At 65.2% G+C, this 24,608-nt stretch carries 25 protein-coding genes and 2 tRNA genes; 11 read left to right on the top strand and 16 right to left on the bottom strand.

What is annotated here, in order from left to right:
* Nucleotides 1-20 precede the first annotated feature (20 nt).
* The 3 genes from NCR35_RS11360 to NCR35_RS11350 form a co-directional block, all read right to left on the bottom strand.
* Entirely contained in the window at nucleotides 21-1,613 is a 1,593-nt protein-coding gene (locus tag NCR35_RS11360) for a phospholipase D family protein (protein ID WP_250534713.1), read from the bottom strand.
* 400 nt (nucleotides 1,614-2,013) lie between these two features.
* The gene (locus NCR35_RS11355; RefSeq protein ID WP_250534422.1) at nucleotides 2,014-3,453 is read right to left on the bottom strand and encodes an MATE family efflux transporter; all 1,440 of its coding nucleotides are present in this window, start codon (nucleotides 3,451-3,453) and stop codon (nucleotides 2,014-2,016) included.
* Between the two features lie 162 nt (nucleotides 3,454-3,615).
* Entirely contained in the window at nucleotides 3,616-3,837 is a 222-nt protein-coding gene (locus NCR35_RS11350; protein WP_175944540.1) for an RNA-binding S4 domain-containing protein, read from the bottom strand.
* A gap of 286 nt (nucleotides 3,838-4,123) precedes the next feature.
* On the opposite strand from NCR35_RS11350, the gene NCR35_RS11345 reads away from it, so the two are divergent.
* From NCR35_RS11345 to NCR35_RS11335, 3 genes are all read left to right on the top strand, one after another.
* A complete protein-coding gene (locus tag NCR35_RS11345; RefSeq protein WP_244846947.1) occupies nucleotides 4,124-4,525 on the top strand; it encodes a hypothetical protein in 402 nt (133 codons plus the stop codon).
* Between the two features lie 84 nt (nucleotides 4,526-4,609).
* Nucleotides 4,610-4,870: a hypothetical protein gene (locus NCR35_RS11340; protein WP_244846946.1), complete on the top strand. Its 261-nt coding sequence runs from the start codon at nucleotides 4,610-4,612 to the stop codon at nucleotides 4,868-4,870.
* 129 nt (nucleotides 4,871-4,999) lie between these two features.
* Entirely contained in the window at nucleotides 5,000-7,123 is a 2,124-nt protein-coding gene (locus NCR35_RS11335) for an ATP-dependent helicase (protein ID WP_250534421.1), read from the top strand.
* Nucleotides 7,124-7,135: 12 nt separating this feature from the next.
* On the opposite strand, the gene NCR35_RS11330 is transcribed toward NCR35_RS11335, so the two are convergent.
* The 6 genes from NCR35_RS11330 to NCR35_RS11305 form a co-directional block, all read right to left on the bottom strand.
* Nucleotides 7,136-7,900, bottom strand: coding sequence for a DUF4088 family protein (locus tag NCR35_RS11330; protein WP_244846944.1), 765 nt, complete (start codon nucleotides 7,898-7,900; stop codon nucleotides 7,136-7,138).
* A gap of 142 nt (nucleotides 7,901-8,042) precedes the next feature.
* Complete coding sequence (locus NCR35_RS11325) at nucleotides 8,043-8,366, bottom strand: AzlD domain-containing protein (RefSeq protein ID WP_250534420.1); 324 nt, start codon at nucleotides 8,364-8,366, stop codon at nucleotides 8,043-8,045.
* The gene (locus NCR35_RS11320) at nucleotides 8,363-9,079 is read right to left on the bottom strand and encodes an AzlC family ABC transporter permease (protein WP_250534712.1); all 717 of its coding nucleotides are present in this window, start codon (nucleotides 9,077-9,079) and stop codon (nucleotides 8,363-8,365) included. Before NCR35_RS11320 ends, NCR35_RS11325 begins: the two co-directional genes overlap by 4 nt.
* Nucleotides 9,080-9,189: 110 nt before the next feature.
* The gene (locus NCR35_RS11315; RefSeq protein WP_250534419.1) at nucleotides 9,190-10,038 is read right to left on the bottom strand and encodes a helix-turn-helix transcriptional regulator; all 849 of its coding nucleotides are present in this window, start codon (nucleotides 10,036-10,038) and stop codon (nucleotides 9,190-9,192) included.
* A 78-nt stretch (nucleotides 10,039-10,116) separates the two neighbouring features.
* Nucleotides 10,117-10,596 carry a CreA family protein gene (locus NCR35_RS11310; protein WP_250499772.1) on the bottom strand — a complete coding sequence of 160 codons (480 nt, stop codon included), beginning with the start codon at nucleotides 10,594-10,596 and terminating at the stop codon, nucleotides 10,117-10,119.
* Between the two features lie 284 nt (nucleotides 10,597-10,880).
* Nucleotides 10,881-11,651: a FadR/GntR family transcriptional regulator gene (locus NCR35_RS11305; RefSeq protein WP_244846940.1), complete on the bottom strand. Its 771-nt coding sequence runs from the start codon at nucleotides 11,649-11,651 to the stop codon at nucleotides 10,881-10,883.
* Nucleotides 11,652-11,770: 119 nt separating this feature from the next.
* Between NCR35_RS11305 and NCR35_RS11300 the strand changes: the two genes are divergently transcribed.
* Genes NCR35_RS11300 through NCR35_RS11290 form a run of 3 tightly spaced genes read left to right on the top strand, consistent with a single transcriptional unit; the run spans nucleotide 11,771 to nucleotide 14,480 of the window.
* The gene (locus NCR35_RS11300; protein ID WP_250534418.1) at nucleotides 11,771-12,514 is read left to right on the top strand and encodes a (Fe-S)-binding protein; all 744 of its coding nucleotides are present in this window, start codon (nucleotides 11,771-11,773) and stop codon (nucleotides 12,512-12,514) included.
* The gene (locus tag NCR35_RS11295) at nucleotides 12,511-13,902 is read left to right on the top strand and encodes a lactate utilization protein B (protein WP_250534417.1); all 1,392 of its coding nucleotides are present in this window, start codon (nucleotides 12,511-12,513) and stop codon (nucleotides 13,900-13,902) included. The genes NCR35_RS11300 and NCR35_RS11295 overlap by 4 nt, the downstream gene beginning before the upstream one ends.
* Nucleotides 13,899-14,480, top strand: coding sequence for a LutC/YkgG family protein (locus tag NCR35_RS11290; protein ID WP_250534416.1), 582 nt, complete (start codon nucleotides 13,899-13,901; stop codon nucleotides 14,478-14,480). Before NCR35_RS11295 ends, NCR35_RS11290 begins: the two co-directional genes overlap by 4 nt.
* Here NCR35_RS11290 and lpxO read toward each other — a convergent pair.
* The 4 genes from lpxO to fdxA form a co-directional block, all read right to left on the bottom strand.
* Nucleotides 14,474-15,376: a lipid A hydroxylase LpxO gene (gene lpxO / locus NCR35_RS11285; protein ID WP_244849133.1), complete on the bottom strand. Its 903-nt coding sequence runs from the start codon at nucleotides 15,374-15,376 to the stop codon at nucleotides 14,474-14,476. The two genes, NCR35_RS11290 and lpxO, sit on opposite strands and share 7 nt — an antisense overlap.
* 171 nt (nucleotides 15,377-15,547) lie before the next feature.
* A tRNA-Asn gene (locus NCR35_RS11280) sits at nucleotides 15,548-15,623 on the bottom strand.
* Between the two features lie 62 nt (nucleotides 15,624-15,685).
* Nucleotides 15,686-15,761 (bottom strand) — tRNA-Asn (locus NCR35_RS11275).
* Between the two features lie 145 nt (nucleotides 15,762-15,906).
* Complete coding sequence (fdxA, locus tag NCR35_RS11270) at nucleotides 15,907-16,230, bottom strand: ferredoxin FdxA (protein WP_175944513.1); 324 nt, start codon at nucleotides 16,228-16,230, stop codon at nucleotides 15,907-15,909.
* 275 nt (nucleotides 16,231-16,505) lie between these two features.
* Between fdxA and pncB the strand changes: the two genes are divergently transcribed.
* The 5 genes from pncB (at nucleotide 16,506) to NCR35_RS11245 (ending at nucleotide 22,357) form a co-directional block, all read left to right on the top strand.
* A complete protein-coding gene (pncB, locus tag NCR35_RS11265; RefSeq protein ID WP_244846936.1) occupies nucleotides 16,506-17,696 on the top strand; it encodes a nicotinate phosphoribosyltransferase in 1,191 nt (396 codons plus the stop codon).
* 130 nt (nucleotides 17,697-17,826) lie between these two features.
* The gene (locus NCR35_RS11260) at nucleotides 17,827-18,498 is read left to right on the top strand and encodes a LutC/YkgG family protein (RefSeq protein WP_250534415.1); all 672 of its coding nucleotides are present in this window, start codon (nucleotides 17,827-17,829) and stop codon (nucleotides 18,496-18,498) included.
* Nucleotides 18,499-18,527: 29 nt separating this feature from the next.
* Nucleotides 18,528-19,913 (top strand): sodium:proton antiporter, encoded by a 1,386-nt coding sequence (locus tag NCR35_RS11255; RefSeq protein WP_250534711.1) that lies wholly within the window; start codon nucleotides 18,528-18,530, stop codon nucleotides 19,911-19,913.
* A gap of 9 nt (nucleotides 19,914-19,922) precedes the next feature.
* Complete coding sequence (locus NCR35_RS11250; protein WP_250534414.1) at nucleotides 19,923-20,903, top strand: 2-hydroxyacid dehydrogenase; 981 nt, start codon at nucleotides 19,923-19,925, stop codon at nucleotides 20,901-20,903.
* A complete protein-coding gene (locus NCR35_RS11245) occupies nucleotides 20,900-22,357 on the top strand; it encodes a DNA recombination protein RmuC (protein WP_250534413.1) in 1,458 nt (485 codons plus the stop codon). The genes NCR35_RS11250 and NCR35_RS11245 overlap by 4 nt, the downstream gene beginning before the upstream one ends.
* A gap of 7 nt (nucleotides 22,358-22,364) precedes the next feature.
* On the opposite strand, the gene NCR35_RS11240 is transcribed toward NCR35_RS11245, so the two are convergent.
* The 3 genes from NCR35_RS11240 to moeA form a co-directional block, all read right to left on the bottom strand.
* Nucleotides 22,365-22,853: a GNAT family N-acetyltransferase gene (locus NCR35_RS11240; protein WP_250534412.1), complete on the bottom strand. Its 489-nt coding sequence runs from the start codon at nucleotides 22,851-22,853 to the stop codon at nucleotides 22,365-22,367.
* Entirely contained in the window at nucleotides 22,850-23,125 is a 276-nt protein-coding gene (locus NCR35_RS11235) for a hypothetical protein (protein ID WP_049655276.1), read from the bottom strand. Before NCR35_RS11235 ends, NCR35_RS11240 begins: the two co-directional genes overlap by 4 nt.
* A gap of 84 nt (nucleotides 23,126-23,209) precedes the next feature.
* The gene (gene moeA / locus NCR35_RS11230; RefSeq protein ID WP_250534411.1) at nucleotides 23,210-24,517 is read right to left on the bottom strand and encodes a molybdopterin molybdotransferase MoeA; all 1,308 of its coding nucleotides are present in this window, start codon (nucleotides 24,515-24,517) and stop codon (nucleotides 23,210-23,212) included.
* Nucleotides 24,518-24,608: the final 91 nt, after the last annotated feature.

Here is a 24,608-nt window from a genome sequence, read left to right as displayed (position 1 = left end):
CTGATGTTCCTTTGAAGTGGTCAAAGCTGTTCGTCGACGGGCAGCAGCTTGAAGAGGCCCGTCATCGCGTTACGGTAAAAGCCGGCGTCGGGATCGAAGTTATAGGTCACCGTGCCGATGTCTTCCTGGCTGGTCCACACGAGACCGGACTGCGGCGAGCCGGTGCGGCGCAGTTCCGCCATCACCGCCGCGCTCGCCAGTTGCACGCGCCAGCTCGCTTTCGGCGAGATGCCTCGGTCGAACAGCGCCGCGACCTGCTCCGCGATCGGTTTGCTGTGAATCACGAGCGCCAGTTCGGTGTTGAGCCGCGCCGAGCGGGGATCGAGATTCATCGATCCGATCACGAGGATACTCCGATCGATCACATACGCCTTGGCATGCAGACTCGCGCGCGACGAGGAGCCGAAGAGGCCGGGCGGCGGGCGGCTCTCGCCTTCGGGCTGAAGCGGCTTGAATTCGTACAGCTCGACGCCGTTTTGCAGAAGCGGAATGCGATACGGCGCATAGCCCGCCTGAACCGCGACGGCATCGGTGGCGGCGAGCGAGTTCGTCAGCACCGCGACGCGCACGTGGCGGCGCGTCAGGTCGGCCAGCGCCTGCACGCCCACGTCGTGCGGCACGAAGTACGGCGACAGAATGAGAAACTCGTTCTGCGCGTTCTTCATCAGCTCGGCGAGCCGCGTCATCGGCGGGCTTTGGTAGTCGTCGCTCGGATGCTCGATTTTCCCGGGCGAATCCGCTTCGAACTCCGTCGGCGCCCAGACGAGGCCCATCTCGCCGCGCGAAATCTGCTGGGCGAGCGGCGTCGCGTTGAGCGGCTTGGCGTTCAGCGGGTCCGCTTGCTCGCGCCAGTGCTTGCGCAGATCCTCGCGCGTCTTGTCGAGTTCGGACGGATCGAACTTCTGCTTGTTCAGCACGCGCAGCGGGTAGGAGAGCGTGCTGTTCCAGTAATCGTCGAAGCTCGCGGAGACTTTGTGCACGACGGGGCCGGCCGTGAACATGTCGAGGTCGCGGAATTGCAGCGTGGGACTCGCGTTGAAGTATTCGTCGCCGAGATTCCGGCCGCCGACGATCGCGATCTGGTTATCCGCGATCATCGCCTTGTTGTGCATGCGGCGCGTGAAGTGGTTCAGGTTCGTGAAGAAGTTCTGCGTGCGCTCATAGAAGCTGCGCTGCGCGCTGCCGTACGGATTGAACACGCGTATTTCGATGTTCTCGTGCGAGTTCAGCGCCGCCATGATGCGGTCGATGTCCTTGAAGTTCAGGTCGTCGACCAGCATGCGCACGCGCACGCCGCGGTCCGCCGCGTAGAGGGCCGCGCCCAGCAGCAGCTTGCCGGTGTTGTCCTCTTCGGCGATGTAGTACTGCATGTCGAGCGTCTTCGTCGCAGCGCGAGCCAGCGCGACGCGCGCCTGAAGCGCGTCCGACCCGGTCGGCAGAAGACGCACGGCGGATTCGTCCGGATGCTGCTTTTCGAGCGGCGCGAGCGCCGTTTGGAGCGGCGTCGGCTCCGTCGCCGACAGCGCGTGCGTCACCGGACGATCGAACGCGGTGGCGGGCGGGCGCGTCGCGCATCCGGCGCAGAGCGCGGCGATGACCGCCATGACCGCCATGCGGCGCGTGCGGCTCACCCATCTTGTTGTTTTCGTCGCGACCGATGTATTGTTCCGAACGCGCGCGACCTCCCGCCCAGCTTGGCGAATTCCCCGGATTTCCGACACTTCGCTTCCTCTTTTTTGTTTATCTCGATTCGGCTGCTTCCGTGCGACGCAGCAAGAAGCGTTCTCGCCGATACGGCATCTCGAAATCATTCTAGGGGAAATGGCGCGTGGGCCAGGCGAGCGAACGCACGGTGCGCGGGAATCGGAAGCCGAAAAAAAGCCCGCTCGGCAGAGCGGGCTATAACCCCTGTTACTGGAAGTCTCAAGGAGGAGACGGGTTCATCCTAACAACCCGCGCCACGAGCACCAACCAAGCATTCTTGCTTTGCATATGCGTGACGCCTTGAACTCGTCAGGCGACGCTTTTCGAAGCTGCATCGACGCTTTCGTCGGCACGCGCGACGCCCGTTTCCACCAGCCGCCTGCTGATTCGATGAAAGCGCAGCGTCATGAGCACGGCGACGCTCGCCAGTCCCGCAGCGAGCCCCCACCACAAGCCTTTTGCGCCCAGCTCGAAGTGAAACGCGAGCACATAGCCCGTCGGAAAGCCGACGCCCCAGTAGCCGAACGCGGCGGCCAGCATCGGCACGCGCGTGTCTTTCAGGCCGCGAAGGCAGCCCGAGCCGACCGTCTGCATGCCGTCGACGATCTGGAACACCGCCGCGACGCTCAAGAGCGATGCGGCAAGCGCGACGGTCCGCGCATTGGCGGGATCGTCGAGATGCAGATAGAGGCCGACGATCGCGCGCGGCGCGATAATGAGCACGAGCCCCGAACACATCATGAAGCCGACGCCGAGCGCCAGCGCGACGAAGCCGGCGTGACGCGCCGCGACCGGCACGCCCGCGCCGGCCCAGTAGCCGACGCGCACGTTCGCGGCCTGCCCGATGGCGAGCGGCACCATGAATGCCGCCGACGCCACGTTGAGCGCGATCTGATGCGCGGCGAGCGGCGCCTCGCCGAGCAGGCCGACCATCATGCCGGTCGCGAGAAAGAGCGTCGATTCGACGCCATACGTGATGGCGACCGGCCAGCCGATGCCGAAAAGTTCGCCCATGAGCGGCAGATGCGGCCGCGCGGCCGCGACGAAATGCCGGTAACGCGGGCGCAGATGCAGCAGACCGACGAGCGCGAAGGCCGTCAGCCAGACGGTGATCGCGGTGGCCGCCGCCGAGCCGAGAAAGCCTTCACGCGGCAGGCCGTATGCGCCGTGAATCAGCCCGTAGTTCAGAAAGCCGTTGACGAACACGCCGCCGATGGACACCCACAGCAAGCGCTTCGCCGCGCCGATGGCCGGCAGGAACGCGCGCATCATGCCGATGCCGATCAGGCTGCCCGGCGTGCTCCAGCGCAGCACCGCGCAGTATTCGCCGACGTTGTGCGCGAGCGTCGCGGGCTCGTGGAACGCGAGCAGAATCGGCTCGGCATACGACAGCAGCACGAACGCCGGCACCGCGAGCAGCACGGACAACACGAGCCCCGTCCAGTAGATGCCGGGCACGCGGTGTTCCGCGTCCGCGCCGCGCGCATGGGCGACGGCCACGCTCACCGACGTCAGTACGCCCTGAAGCAGCGTCACCACGACGAAGAACATGTTGGCGCCCAGACCGCCTGCCGCGAGCGCGTCCGGCCCGAGCGAGCCGAGCAGAATCGTGTCCGTGACGCCCATCGCCATTTGCGACAGTTGCGCGATGGCGAGCGGCGCGGCGAGGCGCGCGGTATCGACGGCATGGCGAGACAGACTCACGTGTCCCGAATGCGCGCGGGTCGCGCGGCTGGTGTGCGATTGCATGATCGAGAGAAAGAAGCGACAAGCGCGCGCGGACGCGTCCGTGTCGTGCGCTGAAACCGGAACGAAAGACGCCTAGCTTATTGCCTCGCGCGCGGCATGTCGATGACGCGCCCTGTTATGGCCGCCTTTTCGCAATCGGCCGGCGCATGGGCGCAAGCGGTTTCAGTCGGGCGCGCGCACTCGGATCTTCTGGCCGTCGAGCATCACGACCTGACCTGCGCGGATCTTGCAGGTCTTGCGCAGTTCCACTTTGCCGTCGACGGTGACATCGCCCATCGCGACGCGCGCCTTCGCCGAGCCGCCGCTATCGGCAAGACCCATCAGCTTGAGCAGGTTGTGGAGTTCGACGTAATCGCCCGTGAGGGTGAATTGAAGCTGCGGCATGGCGGGCGTTCGGATGCAAAAGACTTCGATGATAAACCAGCGCGGGACATCTTCCGGGCATAGCGCGTGCTCATACACGATCGACCGTTCTTTTCGCCGGATTAAGCAGATGTAGCGAAGTGAAACCGCCGGTAACAATGACTCGTTTCGCGAAACTCGCGCGTCGTCCGGCCGGTCTGTACGTTTGATCGATGCAGCTTCGGTCATCTTCTAAACGACAAGTCGCGTCATCGCGCTCGAAAGTCGTCGAACGCGTTTGGCGGACACACCCAGAGAGGACAAGCTCATGACTAAGGCTCGAATTCTGATGATTGGCGCCGCTTTTGCCGCGATGGCTGCCACCGGCGCGCAGGCGCAAACCGCCCAGCCGGCCGATTCCGCTGCTGGTCAGGCGCCGATGCAGGCCCAGCAGCAAGTGTCGCCGCCGCCGCAGAACGTGGTCGCGCCGGCATCGCCCGATCCGCTCGTGCAGAAGCGCAACGCCGACGCTGAGGCCAACGCCGAGTATCGCGCGTCCAAGAAGGCGTCGAAGGCGGAGATGAAGGCTGCCGACAAGCAGGCCAAACAGCAGTACAAGGAGCAGGTCCGCAACGCGAAAATCAACCGCAAGGCCGACAAGGCCGCCGCGAAAGACGACCTGAATGCCGCGACCGACCGCACGCCGAAGGATGAAGGCGAGCAGCACTGATCGCGCAGCACGCCGCGAAGCCTTGAAGTCTGCGGCTTTGCGGCGGGACACAAAGGCCAATCTAACGACCACACGGAGGACGCCATGAATCGACGCACCCATACCTTGCTGGCTGCGCTCATCGCGGGCGCACTGACGAGCGTGAGCGCGGCGCCGGCTTTCGCGCAAACGACGAGCGACGCGCCGACCCACGCCGACAAGAAGGCCGCGAAGAAGCAGGCCGAAGCGGACAAGGAATCCGCCGTCGCGCAGGCGAAGGCGGACAAGAAGAAGACCGAAGCGCAGTCGGAGGCGAACGAAGCCGCCGCCAAAGCGAACCTGAAGGACGCCAAGAAGGCCGACTGAGCGGTCGACTGAGCCGTTTCTGGCAAGCCGCGGCCCGTCGAAGGAAAGACGTGCCGCGGCAAAGACTTGCGTGCGCGGGTTGTATGGATATACAGTGTGCGTCACTTCTTTCGACGCCCGTTTTTCTCTGTGCTGACCCTTCCGGACGACACCGCCACCGCCGACGCCTCCTCGGAGAATGTCGCCGCCTATCTCGCCAAGCTCAACGATGCGCAGCGCCGGGCGGTCGAATTCGGCGTGGATGCGCCGGGGCGCTGCGGCGGTCCGTTGCTCGTCATCGCGGGCGCGGGCTCGGGCAAGACCAACACGCTCGCGCATCGCGTCGCGCATCTGCTGGTGAAGGGCGCGGATCCGCATCGCATTTTGCTGCTGACGTTTTCGCGCCGCGCGGCGCTCGAAATGACGCGGCGCGTGACGCGCATCGCGACGAGCGCGCTCGGCACGAACAGCGCCATCGCGCAGGGGCTCACGTGGTCCGGCACGTTTCACGGCATCGGCGCGCGGCTGCTGCGCGATTACGCCGATCTCGTCGGCCTCGCGCCGTCGTTCACCATCAACGACCGCGAAGACTCCGCCGACCTGATGAACCTCGTGCGCCATGAGCTCGGGCTCTCGTCGAAAGAGAAGCGGTTTCCCGCCAAATCGACGTGCTTCGCCATCTACTCGCGCGTCGTCAACACGGGCGCGTCGCTCGCGACCGTGCTGGACCAGGCGTATCCGTGGTGCCGCGAGTGGGAAGCGGACCTGAAGCGCCTCTTCGCCGCGTACGTGAGCGCCAAGCAGGCGCAAAGCGTCCTCGACTACGACGACCTGCTGCTCTACTGGTCGCACCTCGCCGCCGAGCCGAGCATCGCGGCCGACTTGTCGAGCCGCTTCGACCACGTGCTCGTCGACGAATATCAGGACACCAACCGCCTGCAAGCCACCATCCTGCTCGCGATGAAACCGGACGGACGCGGCCTCACCGTCGTGGGCGACGACGCGCAGTCCATCTATTCGTTTCGCGGCGCGACGGTGCGCAATATCCTCGACTTCCCGCAGCACTTCGATCCGCCCGCCGCGACCGTCACGCTCGACCGCAACTATCGGTCGACGCAGCCGATTCTCGAAGCGTCGAACGCCGTGATCGGGCTTGCCACCGAGCGCTACACGAAGGATCTGTGGACCGACAAGGCATCGGCGCAAAGGCCGCGCGTCGTCTCCGTCGCGGACGAGGCCGACCAGGCGCGCTACGTCGTCGAAAAGGTGCTGGAGGCGCGCGAGGCGGGCATGAAGCTCAAGTCGCAGGCGGTGCTGTTCCGCGCGGCGCATCACAGCGCGACGCTCGAAATCGAACTCACGCGGCGCAACATTCCGTTCGTGAAGTTTGGCGGCCTCAAGTTTCTGGATTCCGTGCACGTGAAAGACGTGCTCGCGGTGCTGCGCTGGGCCGAGAATCCGCGCGATCGCGTCGCGGGCTTTCGCGTCGCGCAACTGCTGCCGGGCATCGGGCCGGCGATTGCGGGGCGCCTGCTGGATAGCGTCGCGCAGGCCGAGCGCGCGCCGACTGCGATCGCGGCGTTCGGCGCGCCCGCGCGGGCGAGCGAAGACTGGCCGCGCTTCGTCGCGCTCATGGGCAAGCTGTGCGGCCGCGAATCGCCGTGGCCCGCCGAATTCGAGATGGTCCGCCGCTGGTACGAGCCGCATCTCGAACGCAATCACGAAGACGCGGCCATCCGCATCGGCGACGTATTGCAGATGGAAAGCATCGCGTCCACGTACCCGACGCGCGAGCGTTTCTTGACCGAACTCACGCTCGATCCGCCCGACGCGACGAGCGACGAGTCCGGCGTGCCGCTCATCGACGAGGACTATCTGATTCTCTCGACCATCCACTCGGCGAAAGGGCAGGAGTGGCGCAACGTGTTCGTGCTGAACGGCGTGGACGGCTGCATTCCGTCCGATATGGGCACGGGCAGCGACGAGGAAATCGACGAAGAGCGCCGCCTGCTGTATGTCGCGATGACGCGGGCGAAGGAAGACCTGCACATCGTCACGCCGCAGCGTTTTTACGTGCACAACCAGACGAATCTGGGCGATCGCCACGTCTGGGCGCAGCGCACGCGTTTCATCCCGGCGCATCTGATGCAGCACTTCGAGGCAGGCGCATGGCCGCCGGTGCCGGTCGCGGCCGCGCCGACGGCGGCGGGGCTCGCCGCAGCGGCGAAAGCGAAGATCGATATCGCCGCGCGGCTGAAGGGAATGTGGGAGTAGGGCGTCGCTCGTTCAGCGCGGGGCGCGTGAAGCGCTCGGCACGCGCGGCGCGCTTCCGAAAATGCTGCGCAGCCACGCCGCGAAGCGCGTGAAGCCGTCGTAGGGTTCGTCGACGAAAAGCTCCGGCCGCATCGAGCGCAGATACTCCAACAGTTGCTGCGCTTCCTGTTTCTGGATCGATCCGTAGAAGATGCCGAGCCGCAGCAGCGCGCGCAGCTCGCCGAGCTTCTCGCGCGCAGTGGAGCCGACGTTCGTTTCGACCGCGATCTTCGCATCGAACACGCGCTGGCGCAGCGAATCGGCGAGCCGCCAGGCGGGCGTCTGCATCTTCTGTTCGACTTCGCGGATATCCACCGCCGCCGACTTGATCTGCGAGGCGAGTACGTCCACCTGCGAGGCGTCGCCCTTCGCTTCGGTGACGATGGCCGTCGCCCATTCGCGCGACGCTTTCACCAGATCCTCGGCGCTCCAGTCCGAGCGGATCGCAAACGCAAAGCCGTGCTCGGCCGCCTGCCGGATCAGGATTTCGACGACATCCGGGAACTCCTTGTCGAGCGCGCGCTTCGCCCACGCATACTGGCCGTGCGTGAGCATGCGCTGCACGGCCTGCTCGGTGAGCGGCGTGTCGTTGTCGAGCAGCTTCGCGCGCAGAAAGTCCTCGAACGACGGCGTGACGAACTGCGGGTCGAGCTTGAGCGACAGACGCAGGAACGCCTCGAAGTCGCGGTTCAGCGACGCGATCGTTTCATCGCGCAACGAAAGAGTGATTTGACGCATGTCGGTTTCCGGGTTCCGCGCTCGGCTGGCCCGATGGCGGGAAGTGCTGTCGGCCTGCCGCGCGGGCGGAGTCCGTTCGTTTCAGATAACGGCGGGCCGGCCGGAAACTTGAGGGCTTTAGGAGGACGCCTCGCTTCGGTATTCAGCGCAGCACGACGAGCTGCCAGATGAAGAACACGCCGAGCGATACGGCGATCGTCAGCAGCGCGCGGCGTGTCAGCGCGCAAACGACGACTGCCGCCAGCGCCGCGATCAGTTGCGGATTGCGCCACGTCAGCTCGGCGCCGTTGCCGTGCGGCGAGACCGTCATCGGCACGATGATCGCGGTGAGCACCGTCACCGGCACGAAGCCGAGCGCGGTGCGCACGACCGGCGCAAACGACAGCCGCTCGCCGAGCACGAACACGGCGGCGCGGATCAGATACGTGACGAGCGCCATGCCGACAATCAGGACGACGTAGTTCATTGCGCGCGCTCCTTGGCGTCTTTGACGCGGGGCCTTTGTTCGACGAGCGTGAGCAGCAGGCCCACGGCGACGCCCGCGAGCACGGCTGCGAGCAGCCCGAGCTTGTACGGCCAGCCTTGCCACGCGAACGACAGCACGCCCGAAGCCAGCGCCGCCGCGACGAAGCGCAGCGCCACCAGTTGCGGCACGATGATCGCGATGAACGTGGCGACCATCGCGAAGTCGAGCCCGAGCGACTTGAGCCCCGGAAACGCCGCGCCGAAGAAGAGCCCGATGAGCGTCCACGCTTGCCAGTTCACATACATCGCGAGGCCGGAGCCGAGGAAGTAGTGCGGCCCGGTCTCGCCCGGCGGGCGCGCTCGATAGTGCGCGTAGGCGACGGCGAACACTTCGTCGGTCAAGAGGCCGGCCAGCGCCCAGCGCCAGCGCGCGGGCAGATGAGCGACGTAGGGCGCGAGCGTCGCCGAATAGAGCACGTGGCGCAGATTGACGACGAAGGTCGTCGCCCAGATGACGGCGAAGCTCGCGTGTCCCGCGATCATGCCGACCGCGATGAACTGCGCCGAGCCCGCGAAGACCGCGAGCGACATCAACTGGCCGTGCCAGAGCGTGAGCGGACTCGCCGTGACGAGCGTGCCGAAGATCACGCCGAAGGGCGCGGCGCCGATCATCATCGGAATGGTGTCGCGTGCGCCGGCGGCGAGTTCCCGCATGGCGTTGCCGGATGGTGCGGATGGTGCGTTCAAGATTGTCCTCCTGATTCGCGGAGGATAGGCCCGTTACGGTGCGCGGGCTTGTACGTTCTTGCGGTGCCGGCCCGCACTCACCGCCAGCGCCCCGGCGCGACGCCGAACGCGCGCTTGAAATGCCGCGTGAAGTGGCTCTGATCGGTGAAGCCGCTCGCCGCCGCGACCTGCGCGATCGACGCCCCCGCGCGCAACGCCGGCAGCGCCCGCGCGATGCGCAACTGATTGCGCCACGCAAGCGGCGCGAGACCCGTTTCGCGCGTGAAAAGCCGCGCCGCGTGAAAGGTCGAAAGCCCGACGACGCGCGCCAGTTCGGCAAGCGTGATCGGTTCGAGCAAATCGTCGGCGAGGCGTGATTTCATCGTGGCGACGCGGGCCGCATCGGCGGCGGGCGGCCCGCACGACGGGCGTTGCAGCGCGTGCCGGGCGAGCAGCGTCGTCACGGCATCGACGAGCGCGGTTTCGGCGGCGAGGGGATCGGCGCGGGTGGTGTCGTTTGTGGCATCGCTCGTCAGGCTTTCCAGCGCCCGGTGCGCGCGCAAAAGCCGGCGCGCGAGATCGTCGTCGTGGATGATCTCGGTCGAGAACCACGGCGAGGCCGCGCGCGGCGACAGTTCACGCGCGAGCGCTTCCACGAACGGCACCGGCAGATAGAACACGCGATAACGCCATCCCGTATCGACGGCCCGCGCGCCGGTATGCACCTCGCCCGGATTGATGACCGGTACCGATCCCGCTTCCGCCACGTGACGCGAGCCGCGATAGTCGTAACACTCCGCGCCCGCTTCGATGACCGGCACCGTGTACGCGTCGTGCCAGTGCGGCGTGAACGTGTGGTCGTAGTACTCGGCCGTGACCATGTCCGCGTCCGGCACGAGCGGCGAGCGCCAGTAACGCGCGGCGTTGCGAAAGCGTGGGGCGCTCATCGGTGGATGCGAAGGTGCGAACGGTGCGAAAGCGAGTCGCTCAGTCTACCGCTTCCGTGCCCGGCAGGCGTCCGGCGCTCACTTGACCGGGATCGTCGTGCCTTCGGGCACCGGCACCGCCGTGACGCTGTTCTTCGCGCTGCCGCTCGCGACGCGGTCGCTGTACGTCAGATACACGAGCGTGTTGCGCTTGGTATCGACGATACGCACGACATGCAGCGTCTTGAAGATGAACGACATCCGATCCGTGAAGACATCGGTCTTCTGCTTGAGCGGCTGCGCGATCTTGATCGGCGCGACCTGACGGCAGGCGATGGACGCTTCCGTCGGGTCTTCCGCGATGCCTAGCGTGCCCTTCACGCCGCCCGTGCGCGCCCGCGACACGTAGCACGTCACGCCGGAGACGAGCGGATCGTCGTACGCCTCGACGCTCACGCGGTCGGAGCCGGTGAAGCGGAAGTTGGTATTGACGCTCGCGATCTCCTCGGCGTGCGCGAAGCCCGCGCCGAAAAGAGACAGGAGCGATGCGCTCAGAACGAACGGTGCGGTGCGCTTCATCGAGATCCCACGCATAAAGGAAAAGGGCGTCGTATTGTAGCGACGCCCTTCGGTCTCTTCGATTCTTCTGCTGCGTGCGGCGCCGGCATCAATGGAAGATCAGATAAAGAATCACCAGCACCACGACCGGCACACCGAGCAGCCATCCGAGTAGGTAAGGCATATCGTCCTCCTTGCGCATGTTTGTTTTCGACGGTTCCAGTATCGCTGACCGTGAAGGCCCGCGTTAGCGGTGCGCGTCCGAAATGCGTGTAGGCGCCCTCCTATCGGGTCTTACGGCAGCGTTACGGATTGGTCATGCCATCATGAGATACGCCGTCGCGCGATTTCTTCGCTGGCCGGTCGCGATACAGCGCGCGCACATAGTCGAGATGCGCGCCCGCGCAGTCGCGCGCGCGGGCCGGATCGCGCGCCACGATGGCATCGAGCATCGCGCGGTGCTGCGCAAGCAGGTCGGCTTCCACGGCGTCGTCGTAATCGACCAGGCGATGCGACGTGAGCATCGACTCGCGCATCACTTCGTTCAGCCCGTGCATCACGTGCGTCAGCGCGATGTTGTGCGTCGCATCGGCAATGGCGAGATGGAAGGCGGCGTCTTTCTCTGCGATGCGCGTGCTTCTCTGCGCGACTGCGGCCTGCAGCGCGTCGAACGCGGCGGCGATGCGCGCGAGATCGGCATCGGTGGCGCGCTCGGCGGCGTAGGCCGTCGCGAGCGTTTCCAGGCCGTGACGCAGTTCGAGCACGTCGGCGCTCGCGTCGGGCTGCTGTTCGAGCAGTGCGGCAAGCGGATGCGACACGAGCGGCGCCGTCACGTCCGACACGACGAAGCCGCCGCGCCCCGCCGCGCGGATGAATCCGTCCGATTCCAGACGAATGAGCGCCTCCCGCAGCGACGGCCGCGACACGTTCAACTGCTCGGCGAGATCGCGCTCGGCGGGCAGGCGCTGGCCGGGCAGCAGGGTGCCGTTCGAGATCAGTTGACGAATCTGGCCGGACACGACATCGGAGAGACGCACGCGGGCGTAGGCGTGCGAGTGGACGGGCTGGAAGGTCATCGGTCGGGGCAACGCGGCGAAAGGCTTTGGATTACCCTAGTTTGACACGAAAGCGCCGCTTCCCTAAAGTCTTGGTCAGACCAAGCTGACCAACGCGGACTGTCCGCCAAGCGATCACCATGAAAGTTGCCCTTTTCGTCCCCTGTTTCATCGACGCGTTCTATCCGCAGATCGGCATCGCCACGCTGGAATTGCTGGAGCGGCTGGGCCTCGACGTCGACTATCCGCAGGATCAGACATGCTGCGGCCAGCCGATGGCCAATAGCGGCGCACACGCGGACGCGGCCGGCGCGGAACGCGTGTTCGCCCGCAACTTCGCGGATTACGACTATGTGATCGGGCCGTCGGCAAGTTGCACGCATCACGTGCGCGAGCATTTCACAGCCATCGAGCAGACGAGCGCGGTGCAGAAGGTGCGCAAAAGCACCTATGAACTGGTCGAATTCCTGCACGACGTCTTGCAGGTGCGCGACTTTCCGTGGGCCGAGTTTCCGCATCGCGTCGGCCTGCACAACAGTTGCAGCGCGGTGCGGCATCTGCGCGAGACGTCGAATTCGGAAGTCGCGGGCACGCCGTATTCGAAGCCGCGCGCATTGCTCGAACGCGTGAGGGGCATCGAGTTCGTCTCGCCCGCGCGGCCCGATGAATGCTGCGGCTTCGGCGGCACGTTTTCCGTCACCGAAGAAGCCGTTTCCGTGCGCATGGGGCAGGACAAGGTGCGCGACCACATCGGCGCGGGCGCGGAGTACATCGTCTCGGGCGACATGTCGTGTCTCATGCATCAGCAGGGCTGCGCCGAGCGCATGAAGCTCGACGCCAAGTTCATCCACATTGCGCAGGTTCTGAACGGAGCGCGGGCATGACGAAGACCGTTCGCATCGATCACGCGAAGGCTGCGGGCGCGTTCCTGCAGAAAGCCGACCACGTGGCGTTTCACGACAAGCGTCTCTGGGACTTGCGTTCGAAGCGCGATGCACAGGCGCACGGCATTCCCGAGTGGGAAACGCTGCGCAATCTGGCATCGGGCATCAAGGAACACACGCTGTCCCATCTCGCGGATTACATCGCGCAGTTCGCGGATCAGGCCGGGAAAAACGGCGTCGTCGTGCATTTCGCGGCGGACGCCGAAGAGCACAACGCGCTCGTCTACAAGCTGATGAGCGAGCGCGGCATGACCACGCTCGTCAAAAGCAAGTCGATGCTGACCGACGAATGCTACATGCGCGACTATCTGGAGCCGCGCGGCATCACGGTGATGGAAACCGATCTGGGCGAGCGCATCCAGCAGCTCGACCATCAGGACCCGAGCCATATGGTCGTGCCGGCGGTTCACAAGCTGCGCGCCGACGTAGCGGAACTGTTCGGCAAGACCATCGGCACCGATCCGAAGAACAGCGACATCCACTATCTCGCCGAAAGCCAGCGCATGAACACGCGGCCGTACTTCGTGCGAGAAAAGACGGCGGGCATGACGGGCTGCAACTTCGCGGTGGCGGAGACGGGCACGGTCGTCGTCTGCACGAACGAGGGCAACGCCGATCTCTCGGCGAACGTGCCGCCGCTGCATATCGCGTCCATCGGCATCGAGAAGCTGATTCCGACCATCGCCGATCTCGGCGTGTTCGTGCGCATGCTCTCGCGCAGCGCACTCGGCTCGCCGATCACGCAGTACACGTCGCACTTTCGCGCGCCGCGGCCGGGCACCGAGATGCACTTCATCCTCGTCGACAACGGGCGCTCGGAGCGGCTCGCGCTCGAAGACTTCTGGTATTCGCTCAAGTGCATCCGCTGCGGCGCGTGCATGAACACGTGTCCGGTGTATCGGCGAAGCGGCGGGCTGTCGTATGGCGGCACGTATTCCGGGCCGATCGGCGCGATCATCAACCCGACCTACGACCTCAAGCGCTACAGCAGCCTGCCGTTCGCCTCGACGCTCAACGGCAGTTGCACGAACGTCTGCCCGACGAAGGTCAACATTCACGAGCAGATCTACAAGTGGCGCGCGGTGATCGCGGAGCGTCACGAAGTGCCGTTCGTGAAGCAGGAAGTGCTGAAGATGGCGGGGCGTCTGCTCGCGAGCCCGACGCTTTACCGCGCGACGGTCGCGTCGCTCGGCGGGGCGTTGAAGCGGCTGCCGAACTTCGTGCTGTACAACCCGCTGAACATCTGGGGCCGCGGGCGCGACTTGCCCGAAGCGCCGGCCGAGACCTTTCACGAGTGGTACAAGAAAAACCGGAAGCCCGCCAAATGACGACCCGCGATGCCTTTCTCGCAAAGATTCGCGCCGCGCAGCCCGAAGCGCGTCCGCGCCCCGAACTGCCGATTTTTCCGTCGCCCGAAGGCGATTTGCAGACGCGCTTCATCGCCGCGCTGACCGCGATGGGCGGCACGACGGCGCACGCGCACAGCCTCGACGAAGTCAAAGAAATGATCGCCGCGCGTTTCGGCGCGGATGCGGTCGTGGCGTCCGCCGTGCCGGGTATCGAAGGCACGCGTGTGCTCACGCCGGATACGGCGCCTGCGTCGCTGCAAGATGTCGATGTGGGCGTCGTGCGCGGGCGCTTCGGCGTCGCGGAGACGGGGTCCGTCTGGTTCAGCGAAGACGAGTACGTCGTCAATTCGATCGGCTATCTCGTGCAGCATCTCGTCGTGCTGCTCGATCCCGCGCAACTCGTCGACGGCTTGCAGCAGGTCTATCGACGGCCCGACTTCCAGTCGGCGCGCTATGCCGTGCTGGTGACGGGTCCGTCCGCGACGGCGGATATCGAAGGCGTGCTGATTCGCGGCGCGCAAGGCGTGCGTTCGCTGACCGTCGTGTGGATTCAGTAGCGCCAGAAGATGGCCACCGCGATGCCGCCGAACAGCAGCCACTTCACGATGTAATACACGGTCCGGTTCCACGCCTTCAGTCGCTTGCCGACGAGCCGGATCGAATAGAGATACTTGAACGCGCGATTCAGGCCGCCGGTGCGGTCGCCGGTTTCGTTCGGCGAGGCCGCCGCGCGCATCAGAAAGCCGCCGACTGCGTTGTTGACCGCCTGCGCCCAGCGGTACTTCATCGGCCGCTCGATGTCGCAGAACAGAATGATGCGGTCTTTGTCCGTCGTGTTCTCGGCCCAGTGCAGATAAGTTTCGTCGAAGACGACTTCCTCGCCGTCGCGCCACGAGTACCGCTCGCCGTCCACGACGATCGCGCAGCCATCGTCGTTCGGCGTCACGAGCCCGAGGTGATAACGCAGCGACCCGGCATACGGATCGCGATGCAGCGTGAGCGTGCCGCCGGGCGGCAACATGGCGAACATCGCGGCTTTGACGCTCGGGATGTTCTGCAGAATCGAGAGCGTCTTCGGGCAGACCGCGACCGCAGACGGATGCGGCCGGTCGTACCACTTCAGATAGAAGCGCCGCCAGCCGCGCCGGAAAAAGGAGTTGAAGCCGATGTCGTTGTAGGCGCCGGCCGCCTGAATCTTGCTCGCTTCGTGCAGGGCGAGGGCTTCGGCGCGAATCGTCTGCCAGTGCGCCTTGAGCGGCGCCAAGTCCGGAAACAGGGAAGGGTGAAGGTACGGCGTGGACGGCACGCGCGAAAAGAGATAGACGAAGCCGTTCACCGGCGACATGAACGTGGAGTGGTCGGATAGCTGCCGGAAGAAACCGTGGCGGACCTTGCCCCGCCAGTGCGTGTACGCGGCACACGCGATAAACAGCATGAGAATCAGCCACCGCATCTGCGTTTCCCCTTGCGTCACTGTCGCCGTTAGCGTCAACAAAACGTGAGGGAATTATCAAACGGAAACGCAGTGTCTGCATAAACCGCCGGGCGAAGGGCAGAGCGCGCCCAGAAAGCAAAAAGCCCAGTCACGCGACTGGGCTGACTGGGCTTTTTTGCTTGGAGCTTTTGGCTCCCCGACCTGGGCTCGAACCAGGGACCTACGGATTAACAGTCCGGCGCTCTACCGACTGAGCTATCGGGGAACATCTACAACAGTGCAACTGACTAAAAAGCCCAGTGAACTGACTGGGCTTTGCTGAATTCTTGGCTCCCCGACCTGGGCTCGAACCAGGGACCTACGGATTAACAGTCCGGCGCTCTACCGACTGAGCTATCGGGGAACATCTACAGCAGAGAAGCGGAATTATAGGGAGCGTCTCTTACCCTGTCAACGCCGATTCTTCACTCGAAACACCTTTTTGCACCGACGCGAACTCGTCCTAGAGCTGACCGCAGAAGCCGACCGTAGAAGGACGGCCGTACGCCTCAACGCTCGAGCAGATTCAGTTTGTCCTTCACGTCCTTGAATTCGTCGGCTTCGGGCAGCGGCGCCTTCGTCTTCGTGATGCTCGGCCAGTTGCGCGCGAGGTCCGCGTTCAGTTCGATGAACTGCTGCTGGTCGCCGGGCACGTCTTCTTCGGCGTAAATGGCATTCACCGGGCATTCGGCCACGCACACGGCGCAGTCGATGCACTCGTCAGGATCGATCGCGAGAAAGTTGGGACCTTCACGGAAGCAATCCACCGGGCACACATCCACACAGTCGGTGTAGCGGCACTTGATGCAGCTTTCGGTCACAACGTGAGTCATTCAGGCTCCTGCATGCGGAATTCGTGGGGGCGGCGTCCGGCAGCCTGCGTGGGCCATTGCGGGTACGCGCGCCGAAACGCGTATTGTAGCGTAACGGTCAAAACGGGCGCGACCGCCGCGGGACGTGCCTTATATCGTTTTGGAATGTATGTATGCGCGGTTGCCAAAAAGGGTCGGCGAGCGTCTTGCCGGTCCGCGCATTCGGGTAACATGGCCCCAAGGCACGCCGCAGCAAGACGGCGCGCGGTCTCATCGCTCGATGTTCCAGCCAAACCATGATCATCAATTCGCTGCTCGATACCGACCTCTACAAGTTCACGATGATGCAGGTCGTGCTGCATCACTTCCCGGCTGCGCACGTGGAATATCGCTTCCGTTGCCGCACGCCGAATGTCGATCTCGTGCCGTACATCGACGAGATCCGCGACGAAGTGCGCCAGCTCTGCAATCTGCGCTTCCGTGAAGAAGAGCTCGACTATCTGCGGCGCATGCGCTTCATGAAGAGCGATTTCATCGACTTTCTCGCGCTCTTTCATCTCAACGAGAAGTCCATCCGGATTTCGCCATCGCCGAAGAACAACGGCGAGATCGACATCCTGATCGAAGGGCCGTGGCTGCATACGATCCTGTTCGAGATTCCGGTGCTCGCGATCGTCAACGAGGTCTACTTCCGCAACACGCAGCGCCGGCCGGAGTACGAAACCGGGCGCGAGCGCCTGCGCGACAAGATCAAGCTGCTCGCCACGCCGCCGGAGTACTCGGACTGCAAGATCGCCGATTACGGCACGCGCCGCCGTTTCTCGAAGCAGTGGCACGAGGAAGTGGTGCTGACGCTCAAGGAGCGGCTCGGCGAACAGTTCGCGGGCACGAGCAACGTGTTCTACGCGATGAAGCACGGCCTGCGGCCGCTCGGCACGATGGCCCACGAATATTTGCAGGCGTGTCAGGCGCTGGGACCGCGCCTGCGCGATTCGCAGATTTTCGGCTTCGAGATGTGGGCGAAGGAATATCGCGGCGACCTCGGTATCGCGCTGTCGGACGTGTACGGCATGAAGGCGTTCCTGCGCGACTTCGACATGTACTTCTGCAAGCTCTTCGACGGCGCGCGCCACGATTCCGGCGATCCGTTCGACTGGGGCGAGCGCCTCATCCGGCATTACGAGGAAAATCGCTGCGATCCGCGCACGAAGGTGCTCGTGTTTTCGGACGCGCTCGACATTCCCAAGGTGCTGCAACTCTACGAGCGCTTCCGTGGCCGCTGTCAGCTTGCGTTCGGCGTCGGCACGAATCTCACGAACGATCTCGGCTATCAGCCGCTGCAGATCGTCATCAAGATGGTCCGCTGCAACGGCCAGCCGGTGGCGAAGCTCTCCGATTCGCCCGGCAAGAACATGTGCGACGACAAGGCGTATCTCGCTTACTTGCGTCAGGTGTTCGGCATCGAGCAGCCGGTCGAGGAAAGCTGACACTGCACGCGGCCTATGCCGTTCGGCCGAGATCCGTTACGCGCGGACCGGTCGATATAATCAGCTCCAGTTCTACGTCGCGCAGACACCGCCGCGACGTTCCCACGCACGCATCCACGAGGACGGCACCATGGACACATCGGCCGCGCGCCGCAACATTCTCGCGCGCATTCGCAGCGCGCAGGGCAGGAAAGGCGCGCCGACCGAGGCCGAGCGTGCCGCCGTCGAAGAGTATCTCGCGCGTCATCCCGCCGGTCCGCGTCCGCCGCTTCCCGCCGAACGCGACGAACTGATCGCGCGATTCCGTCTGGAGGCCGAGCGACTTTCGACGAGCGTCGCCGAAGTCGACGCGCTCGCCGACGCTCCCGCCGAAGCGGCGCGCTATCTCGACGCGCTCGGCCTTTCGCGCGATGTCGTCGCGTGGCCCGCGCTCGCTGATCTGCCGTGGATGCAAGCGGGCATCGCCGCGTCGCTGCGCAAGCCCGTCGATGCGGACCTCGTCGGCATCACTGGCTGCTTTTGCGCGGCTGCGGAGACCGGCTCCATCGTGCTGCTGTCGGGACCGGAGACGCCCGCGTCCGGCGCGCTTCTGCCGCAGACGCATATCGCCATCGTGCCGGCGTCGCGCATCGTCGCCGCGCACGAAGACGCCTTCGCGCTGATGCGCGCGGAGCGGGGCGAGTTGCCGCGCGCCGTCAACTTCGTGTCGGGGCCGTCCCGCACCGGCGATATCGAACAGACCATCGTGCTCGGCGCGCATGGCCCGTATCGTGTCCACGCCATCATCGTGCGGGGAGCGTGAGGACAGTGCCGCGTTTCGTTTTGGGCTTTATGCTGTCGCTCTGCGCGATCTCCGACGCTTCGGCCGCCGCGCTCGACGGCGCGTCGCTGTCGGCGGCGTGGGGCATTCCGTTCATCGGCATCCTGCTGTCCATCGCGGTGTTTCCGCTCGTCGCAGGCAAAGTGTGGCATCACCATTTCGGCAAGATCGCGGCGGCGTGGGCGCTGGCGTTCCTCGTGCCGTTCGCGTTCGCGTTCGGCATCGGGACGGCGTTCGGCGTGCTCGTTCACGCGATGCTAGAAGAGTACGTGCCGTTCATCATCTTGCTCGCGGCGCTCTATACGGTGGCGGGCGGCATCTGCGTGCGCGGCAATCTGCACGGCTCGCCGCGCGTGAACACCGCGTTGCTCGCGCTCGGCACCGCGCTCGCCAGCATCATGGGGACGACGGGCGCGGCCATGCTGCTGATCCGTCCGCTCTTGCGGGCCAACGACAATCGCAAGCATGTCGCGCATGTCGTGGTGTTCTTCATCTTTTTGGTGGCGAATGCGGGCGGTTCTTTGTCGCCGCTCGGCGATCCGCCGCTCTTTCTCGGCTTTCTGAACGGCGTCGATTTCTTCTGGACGACGCTGCATCTCGCGCTGCCGACTCTGTTCGTCTGCGGCGTGCTGCTCGCGCTCTTCTACGCGCTCGACAGCTACTTCTGGCATAGCAAAGGCGAGTCGCGGCGGCCGTTTCTCGATCCGACGCCGGACACGCCCACGCTCGGCGTCGACGGCACCATCAACTTCGTACTGCTCGCGGTCATCATCGGGCTCGTGCTGATGAGCGGTTTGTGGAAGCCGGGCGTCGCTTTCGAGGTATTCGGCACGCACGTCGCGTTGCAGAACATCGTGCGCGATACCGCGCTGGTGCTCGTGCTCCTTGCCTCCCTCGCGCTCACGCCGAAGCGCGCTCGCGCGGGCAACGCGTTTAACTGGGCGCCGATGATCGAAGTCGCCAAGCTCTTCGCGGCGATCTTCGTCACCATCGCGCCGGTCATCACTATCCTGCGCGCCGGCGAGGCGGGCGCGTTCGCCGCAGTTGTGCGCGCGGTATCGGATGCGAACGGCGAGCCTGCTCATCTCGCCTATTTCTGGGCGACGGGGCTGCTCTCGTCGTTCCTCGACAATGCGCCGACCTACCTCGTGTTCTTCAACCTCGCGGGCGGCGACGCAGACACGCTGATGACCACGGGCGCCACGACGCTCGCCGCCATCTCGGCGGGCGCAGTTTTCATGGGCGCCAATTCGTATATCGGCAATGCGCCGAATTTCATGGTGAAGGCCATCGCGGAATCGCGCGGCGTGCGCATGCCGGGTTTCTTCGGCTACCTCGGCTGGTCATGCGTCGTGCTGCTGCCGCTTTTCGCCGTCACCGGCTGGCTATTTTTCTAGGAGCATGAGATGAAGAAAGTGCTTGTGGCTCGCCCTACGTTTCCCGATGTGATCGAGCGCCTGAAACAGTATTTCGAAGTCGACGTGAACCTGGGCGACGTGCTGCCGCAAGATGAATTCGCGCGGCGGCTCGCCGATAAGGACGGCGCGTTCACGGCCGGCGAGATGGTCGGCGAGAAGGAACTGGCGGGCGCCCCGAACCTGAAAGTCGTGGCCAACATGGCGGTCGGCTACAACAACTTCGACATGCAGGCGTTCGACGCGCACAAGGTGCTCGGCACGAACACGCCGCATGTGCTCAACGAAAGCACCGCCGATTTCGGCTGGGCGCTGATGATGGCGGCGGCGCGCCGCGTTACCGAGTCGGAGCATTTTCTGCGCGCGGGCAAGTGGCAGAAGTGGTCGTTCGATTCGTTTCTCGGCGTCGACGTGTACGGCTCGACGCTCGGCGTGATCGGCATGGGACGCATCGGGCAGGCGCTCGCGCGGCGTGCGAGCGGCTTCAACATGCGCGTGATCTATCACAACCGCTCGCGCGTCGCGCCCGAGATCGAGGCGCAGCTCAACGCGGAATATGCGTCGAAGGAAGATCTGCTCAGGCGCGCGGATCACGTCGTGCTCGTGCTGCCGTATTCGAAGGAAAGCCACCACACGATCGGCGCGGCCGAGCTTGCGCTGATGAAGCCGACGGCCACGTTGACGAACATCGCGCGCGGCGGAATCGTCGATGACGCGGCGTTGATCGAAGCGCTGCGCGAGAAGCGCATCGCGGCAGCGGGCATCGACGTGTTCGAAGGCGAGCCGAATCTGAATCCCGGTTTCCTCGCGCTGGAGAACGTCGTGCTCACGCCGCACATCGCGAGCGCGACGGAGACCACGCGTCGCGCCATGGCGAATCTCGCCGCGGACAATCTGATCGCCGCGCTGGGCGAAGGCCCGCGCGCAGGCAATCCGCCGAATCCGATCAACCCTGGCGTGCTCGGCTCATGATCGAATTGCTGTACGGCGCGCTCGCGTTGCTCGCGGTCGCGCTGGTCATCGCGTTGATCGCGCTCGTCGCTGTCATGCGGCGCACTGCGAACGTCGATATCGACGAGGAATTCGCCGCGCTCACCGATCGCGTGAACGACATGGGCGAAGCGCATGCACGCGCGCAGGAGCGGCTCGAACGCGGACTGCGCGGCGATATCGCGGAACATGCGCGGGTCTCGCGCATGGAATCGCAGGGCGGCTTCGCGCAGTTTCATCAGACGCTCGCGACGCAACTGGCGAGCACGTCGAGCGTGCAGAACGCGCAGTTCGACGCGCTTGCCCAGCAACTCGCGCAGCAGAGCCAACAGGCGCGCGAGGATCAGAGCAATGCGCTCAAGCGTTTCGCCGATTCCATGACGCTGCATCTCGCGCAACTTTCGGAAGCAAACGACCGGCGTCTGGCGGAAGTGCGCGCGACACTGGAGGCGCGCCTTAAGGACATCGAAGCGAACAATGCCGCGAAGCTCGAAGAAATGCGCCGCACGGTCGACGAGAAACTGCACGCGACGCTGGAGCAGCGGCTCGGCGAATCGTTTCGGCTGGTGTCGGAAAGGCTGGAGCAGGTGCATCGCGGGCTCGGCGAAATGCAGTCGCTGGCGGCGGGCGTCGGCGATCTGAAAAAGGTGCTCACCAACGTCAAGACGCGCGGCATCTGGGGCGAAGTGCAGCTCGAATCGTTGCTGGAGCAGTTGCTCACGCCCGATCAGTACGCAAAAAACGTCGCGACCGTGCCGAACAGCAACGAACGCGTCGAGTTCGCGATCAAGCTGCCGGGCCGGCATGACGCGCCGGGTATCGCGGGTTCATCGGGCGATGTCGCGACGCCGGTGTGGCTGCCCATCGACGCGAAGTTTCCCCGCGAGGACTACGAGCGTCTCATCGACGCGCAAGAGCGCGCCGATCCCGTCGCGGTGGAAGAAGCGTCGCGCGCGCTCGAAGGACGTTTGCGCGCCGAGGCGCGGGCGATCGCGCAGAAGTACGTCGCCCCGCCTTATACGACGGACTTCGCGTTGCTCTTCCTGCCGACCGAAGGCTTGTACGCAGAAGTGCTGCGCCGTCCAGGCCTGAGCGACTTCTTGCAACGCGAATACCGCGTGAGCGTGGCCGGCCCGACGACGCTCACCGCGCTGCTCAACAGTTTGCAAATGGGATTCCGGACGCTCGCCATCGAGAAGCGGTCGAGCGAAGTGTGGCAAGTGCTCGGCGCGGTGAAGACGGAGTTCGGCAAGTTCGGCGACGTGCTCGCGCGCACCAAGGCGCAGCTGGAAACCGTCACGCGGTCGATCGAGGCGGCGCAGACGCGCACGCGTCAGATGGGCAAGCGCCTGCGCGACGTGGAGGCGCTGCCGCACGAAAAGGCGGCGGGGCTGCTCGGCGATCTGTCGTCGCCGGAAAGCGACGACGAGCCATGAATCGCGCTCAGGCCGCGCCGTCCGCCAGGCGATCCAGCGAATCGCCTGTAATGCGCACGACGCGCCAGTCCGGCAGCACCGTCGCACCCATCTTCTCGTAGAAGTCGATGGCGTTCTGATTCCAGTCCAGCACCGACCATTCGAAGCGCCCGCACTGACGCTCGACGGCGAGCGCGGCCAGTTTCCTGAGCATCATCGTGCCGACGCCGCTGCCGCGCAGCGCAGGGCGCACGTAGAGGTCTTCGAGATAGAGACCGCGCTTGCCGAGGAAAGTCGAGAAGTTGTGGAAGAAGAGGGCATAGGCGACGACCTCGCCCGCCTGCTCCGCGACGAGCGCCTCCGCTGCCGGGCGCGCGCCGAAGAGCGCGTCGCGCAAGCCGTCCTGCGTCACGACAAAGAGATGCGTGAGCTTCTCGAACTCCGCGAGTTCGAGCATCAGGCCGTAGATGGCGGCGATATCGGCGGGCGCGGCCGGGCGAATGGACGCGGCGCTCATGCTTCTTCCGGTGCGTCGGACAGCACGATTTCGATGCCGCCGAAACGCGACGCCACCCAGTTATAGGCGTGGCAGGCAATCCACAGCAGCACGAAGCCGAGGATCGCGTTGAGCAGCAGCGCGCTCGTGACCGTGCTCACCTCGACCGAGCCGTAGCGCACGAATGCGACCACGACGCCGAGCAGCACGATCGGCACGCTGAAGGTCAGATACACGAGGATCAGCGCCTTGGCCGTCTGTCCCGGTGCGATGGATGAGATCTGCTTTTTCATGGGAGGAGAACCCCGTCTATCGATAGTTGGAATGTGGGCCGCCGCGGCTTCGCGCATGATGAGTTCGCTATTAACTGTTAGCTGTCAGATGAGGCCGTCGAACGGCACGATGTTCACTTCGTCGCCCGCGTCGATATCGGCGCGGTCGTGTTCCAGCACGATGAAACAGTTCGCCTCGCTCATCGAACTCAGCACGCCCGAGCCTTGCGGGCCTGTCGTGGCGACGCGCCACAGTCCGGCGGCGTCGCGCGTGGCGATGCCGCGCTGAAACTCGGTGCGGCCCGCGCGCTTGCGGATCGGCTCGCTGCAACGCGCCCGGATCACGATCGGCGCTTGCCGCGCGGCACCCGACATCGAAATCAGCGCCTCGCGCACGATGAAGTAGAAGGTCGCCATGACCGCGACCGGATTGCCGGGCAAGCCGAAAAAGAGCGCCGACTTGCCGGTGCCCGCACGCGGACCGGACCACAGACGGCCGAACGCGAGAGGCCGTCCGGGGCGCATCGCGATTTTCCAGAACGCCACGTCGCCGAGCGAGTTCATCAGTTCGCGCGTGAAGTCGGCATCGCCCACGGACACGCCGCCCGAGCTGATGACCACGTCCGCCGCTTCCGTCGCCTCGCGCAGCGCTTTTTCCAGCGACGCGCGATCGTCGCGAACAATGCCCAGATCGACGGTTTCGACATTCAGCCGGCGCAGCATCGCAAAAAGCGTGTAGCGATTGCTGTCGTAAAGCGTGCCGGGCGTCAGCGGTTCGCCGACGGAGCGCAGTTCGTCGCCCGTCGAGAAGAACGCGACGACGAGGCGCTTGTGCACGTCGACCTCCGCGATGCCGAGCGACGCGAGCAAGCCGAGATCCGACGCGCGCACGACGCGGCCCGCGCGCAACGCGGGCTTGCCGCGCGCGAGGTCTTCGCCCGAGAGCCGCCGGTTCTGGCCCGCGCGGACGGCGTCGGCGGGAAAGCGAATCGCGTCGCCTTCGCGCGTGACGAGTTCTTGCGGCACGACGGTGTCGCAGCCCTCGGGCATCAGCGCGCCTGTCATGATGCGCACGCATTCGCTCGCCGCCGGGCGACCCGCGAACGGCTGTCCGGCGAGCGCGGCGCCAGCGACTGCGAGCGTCAAGGACTGCGCTGCCGCCGACGAGAGCGCCGCGCCGGAGAACGCATAGCCGTCCATCGCGGAGTTGTCGAACGCCGGCACGTCGATGGGCGAGACGACGTCTTCGGCGAGCACGCGGTTCAGCGCATCGAAGAGGGCGACGCGCTCCACCTGCTGCGCCTGCCCGCGCGGCATCGCCCATTGACGCACGATTTCCTGCGCCGCCTCGACGGGCAACGCATTCGGATCGTAGTGAGCGACGCAACCGGACAGTGGCTTCAACGTGGTCATGAACTGGCGTGAGGCGCGACGTGCGCGAGAAGCGGCAGACGCCGCGTGACGAAAGGCCGCCGGTAGGCTGGCGCAATGCTGTGCGAGCGCC

The organism is Caballeronia sp. AZ10_KS36, from assembly GCF_023631105.1.
In the GTDB taxonomy this organism is placed as follows: Bacteria; Pseudomonadota; Gammaproteobacteria; order Burkholderiales; family Burkholderiaceae; genus Caballeronia.
The sequence above is the reverse complement of the archived record's forward strand: the minus strand, read 5'-3'. Positions and strand labels throughout refer to the sequence as shown.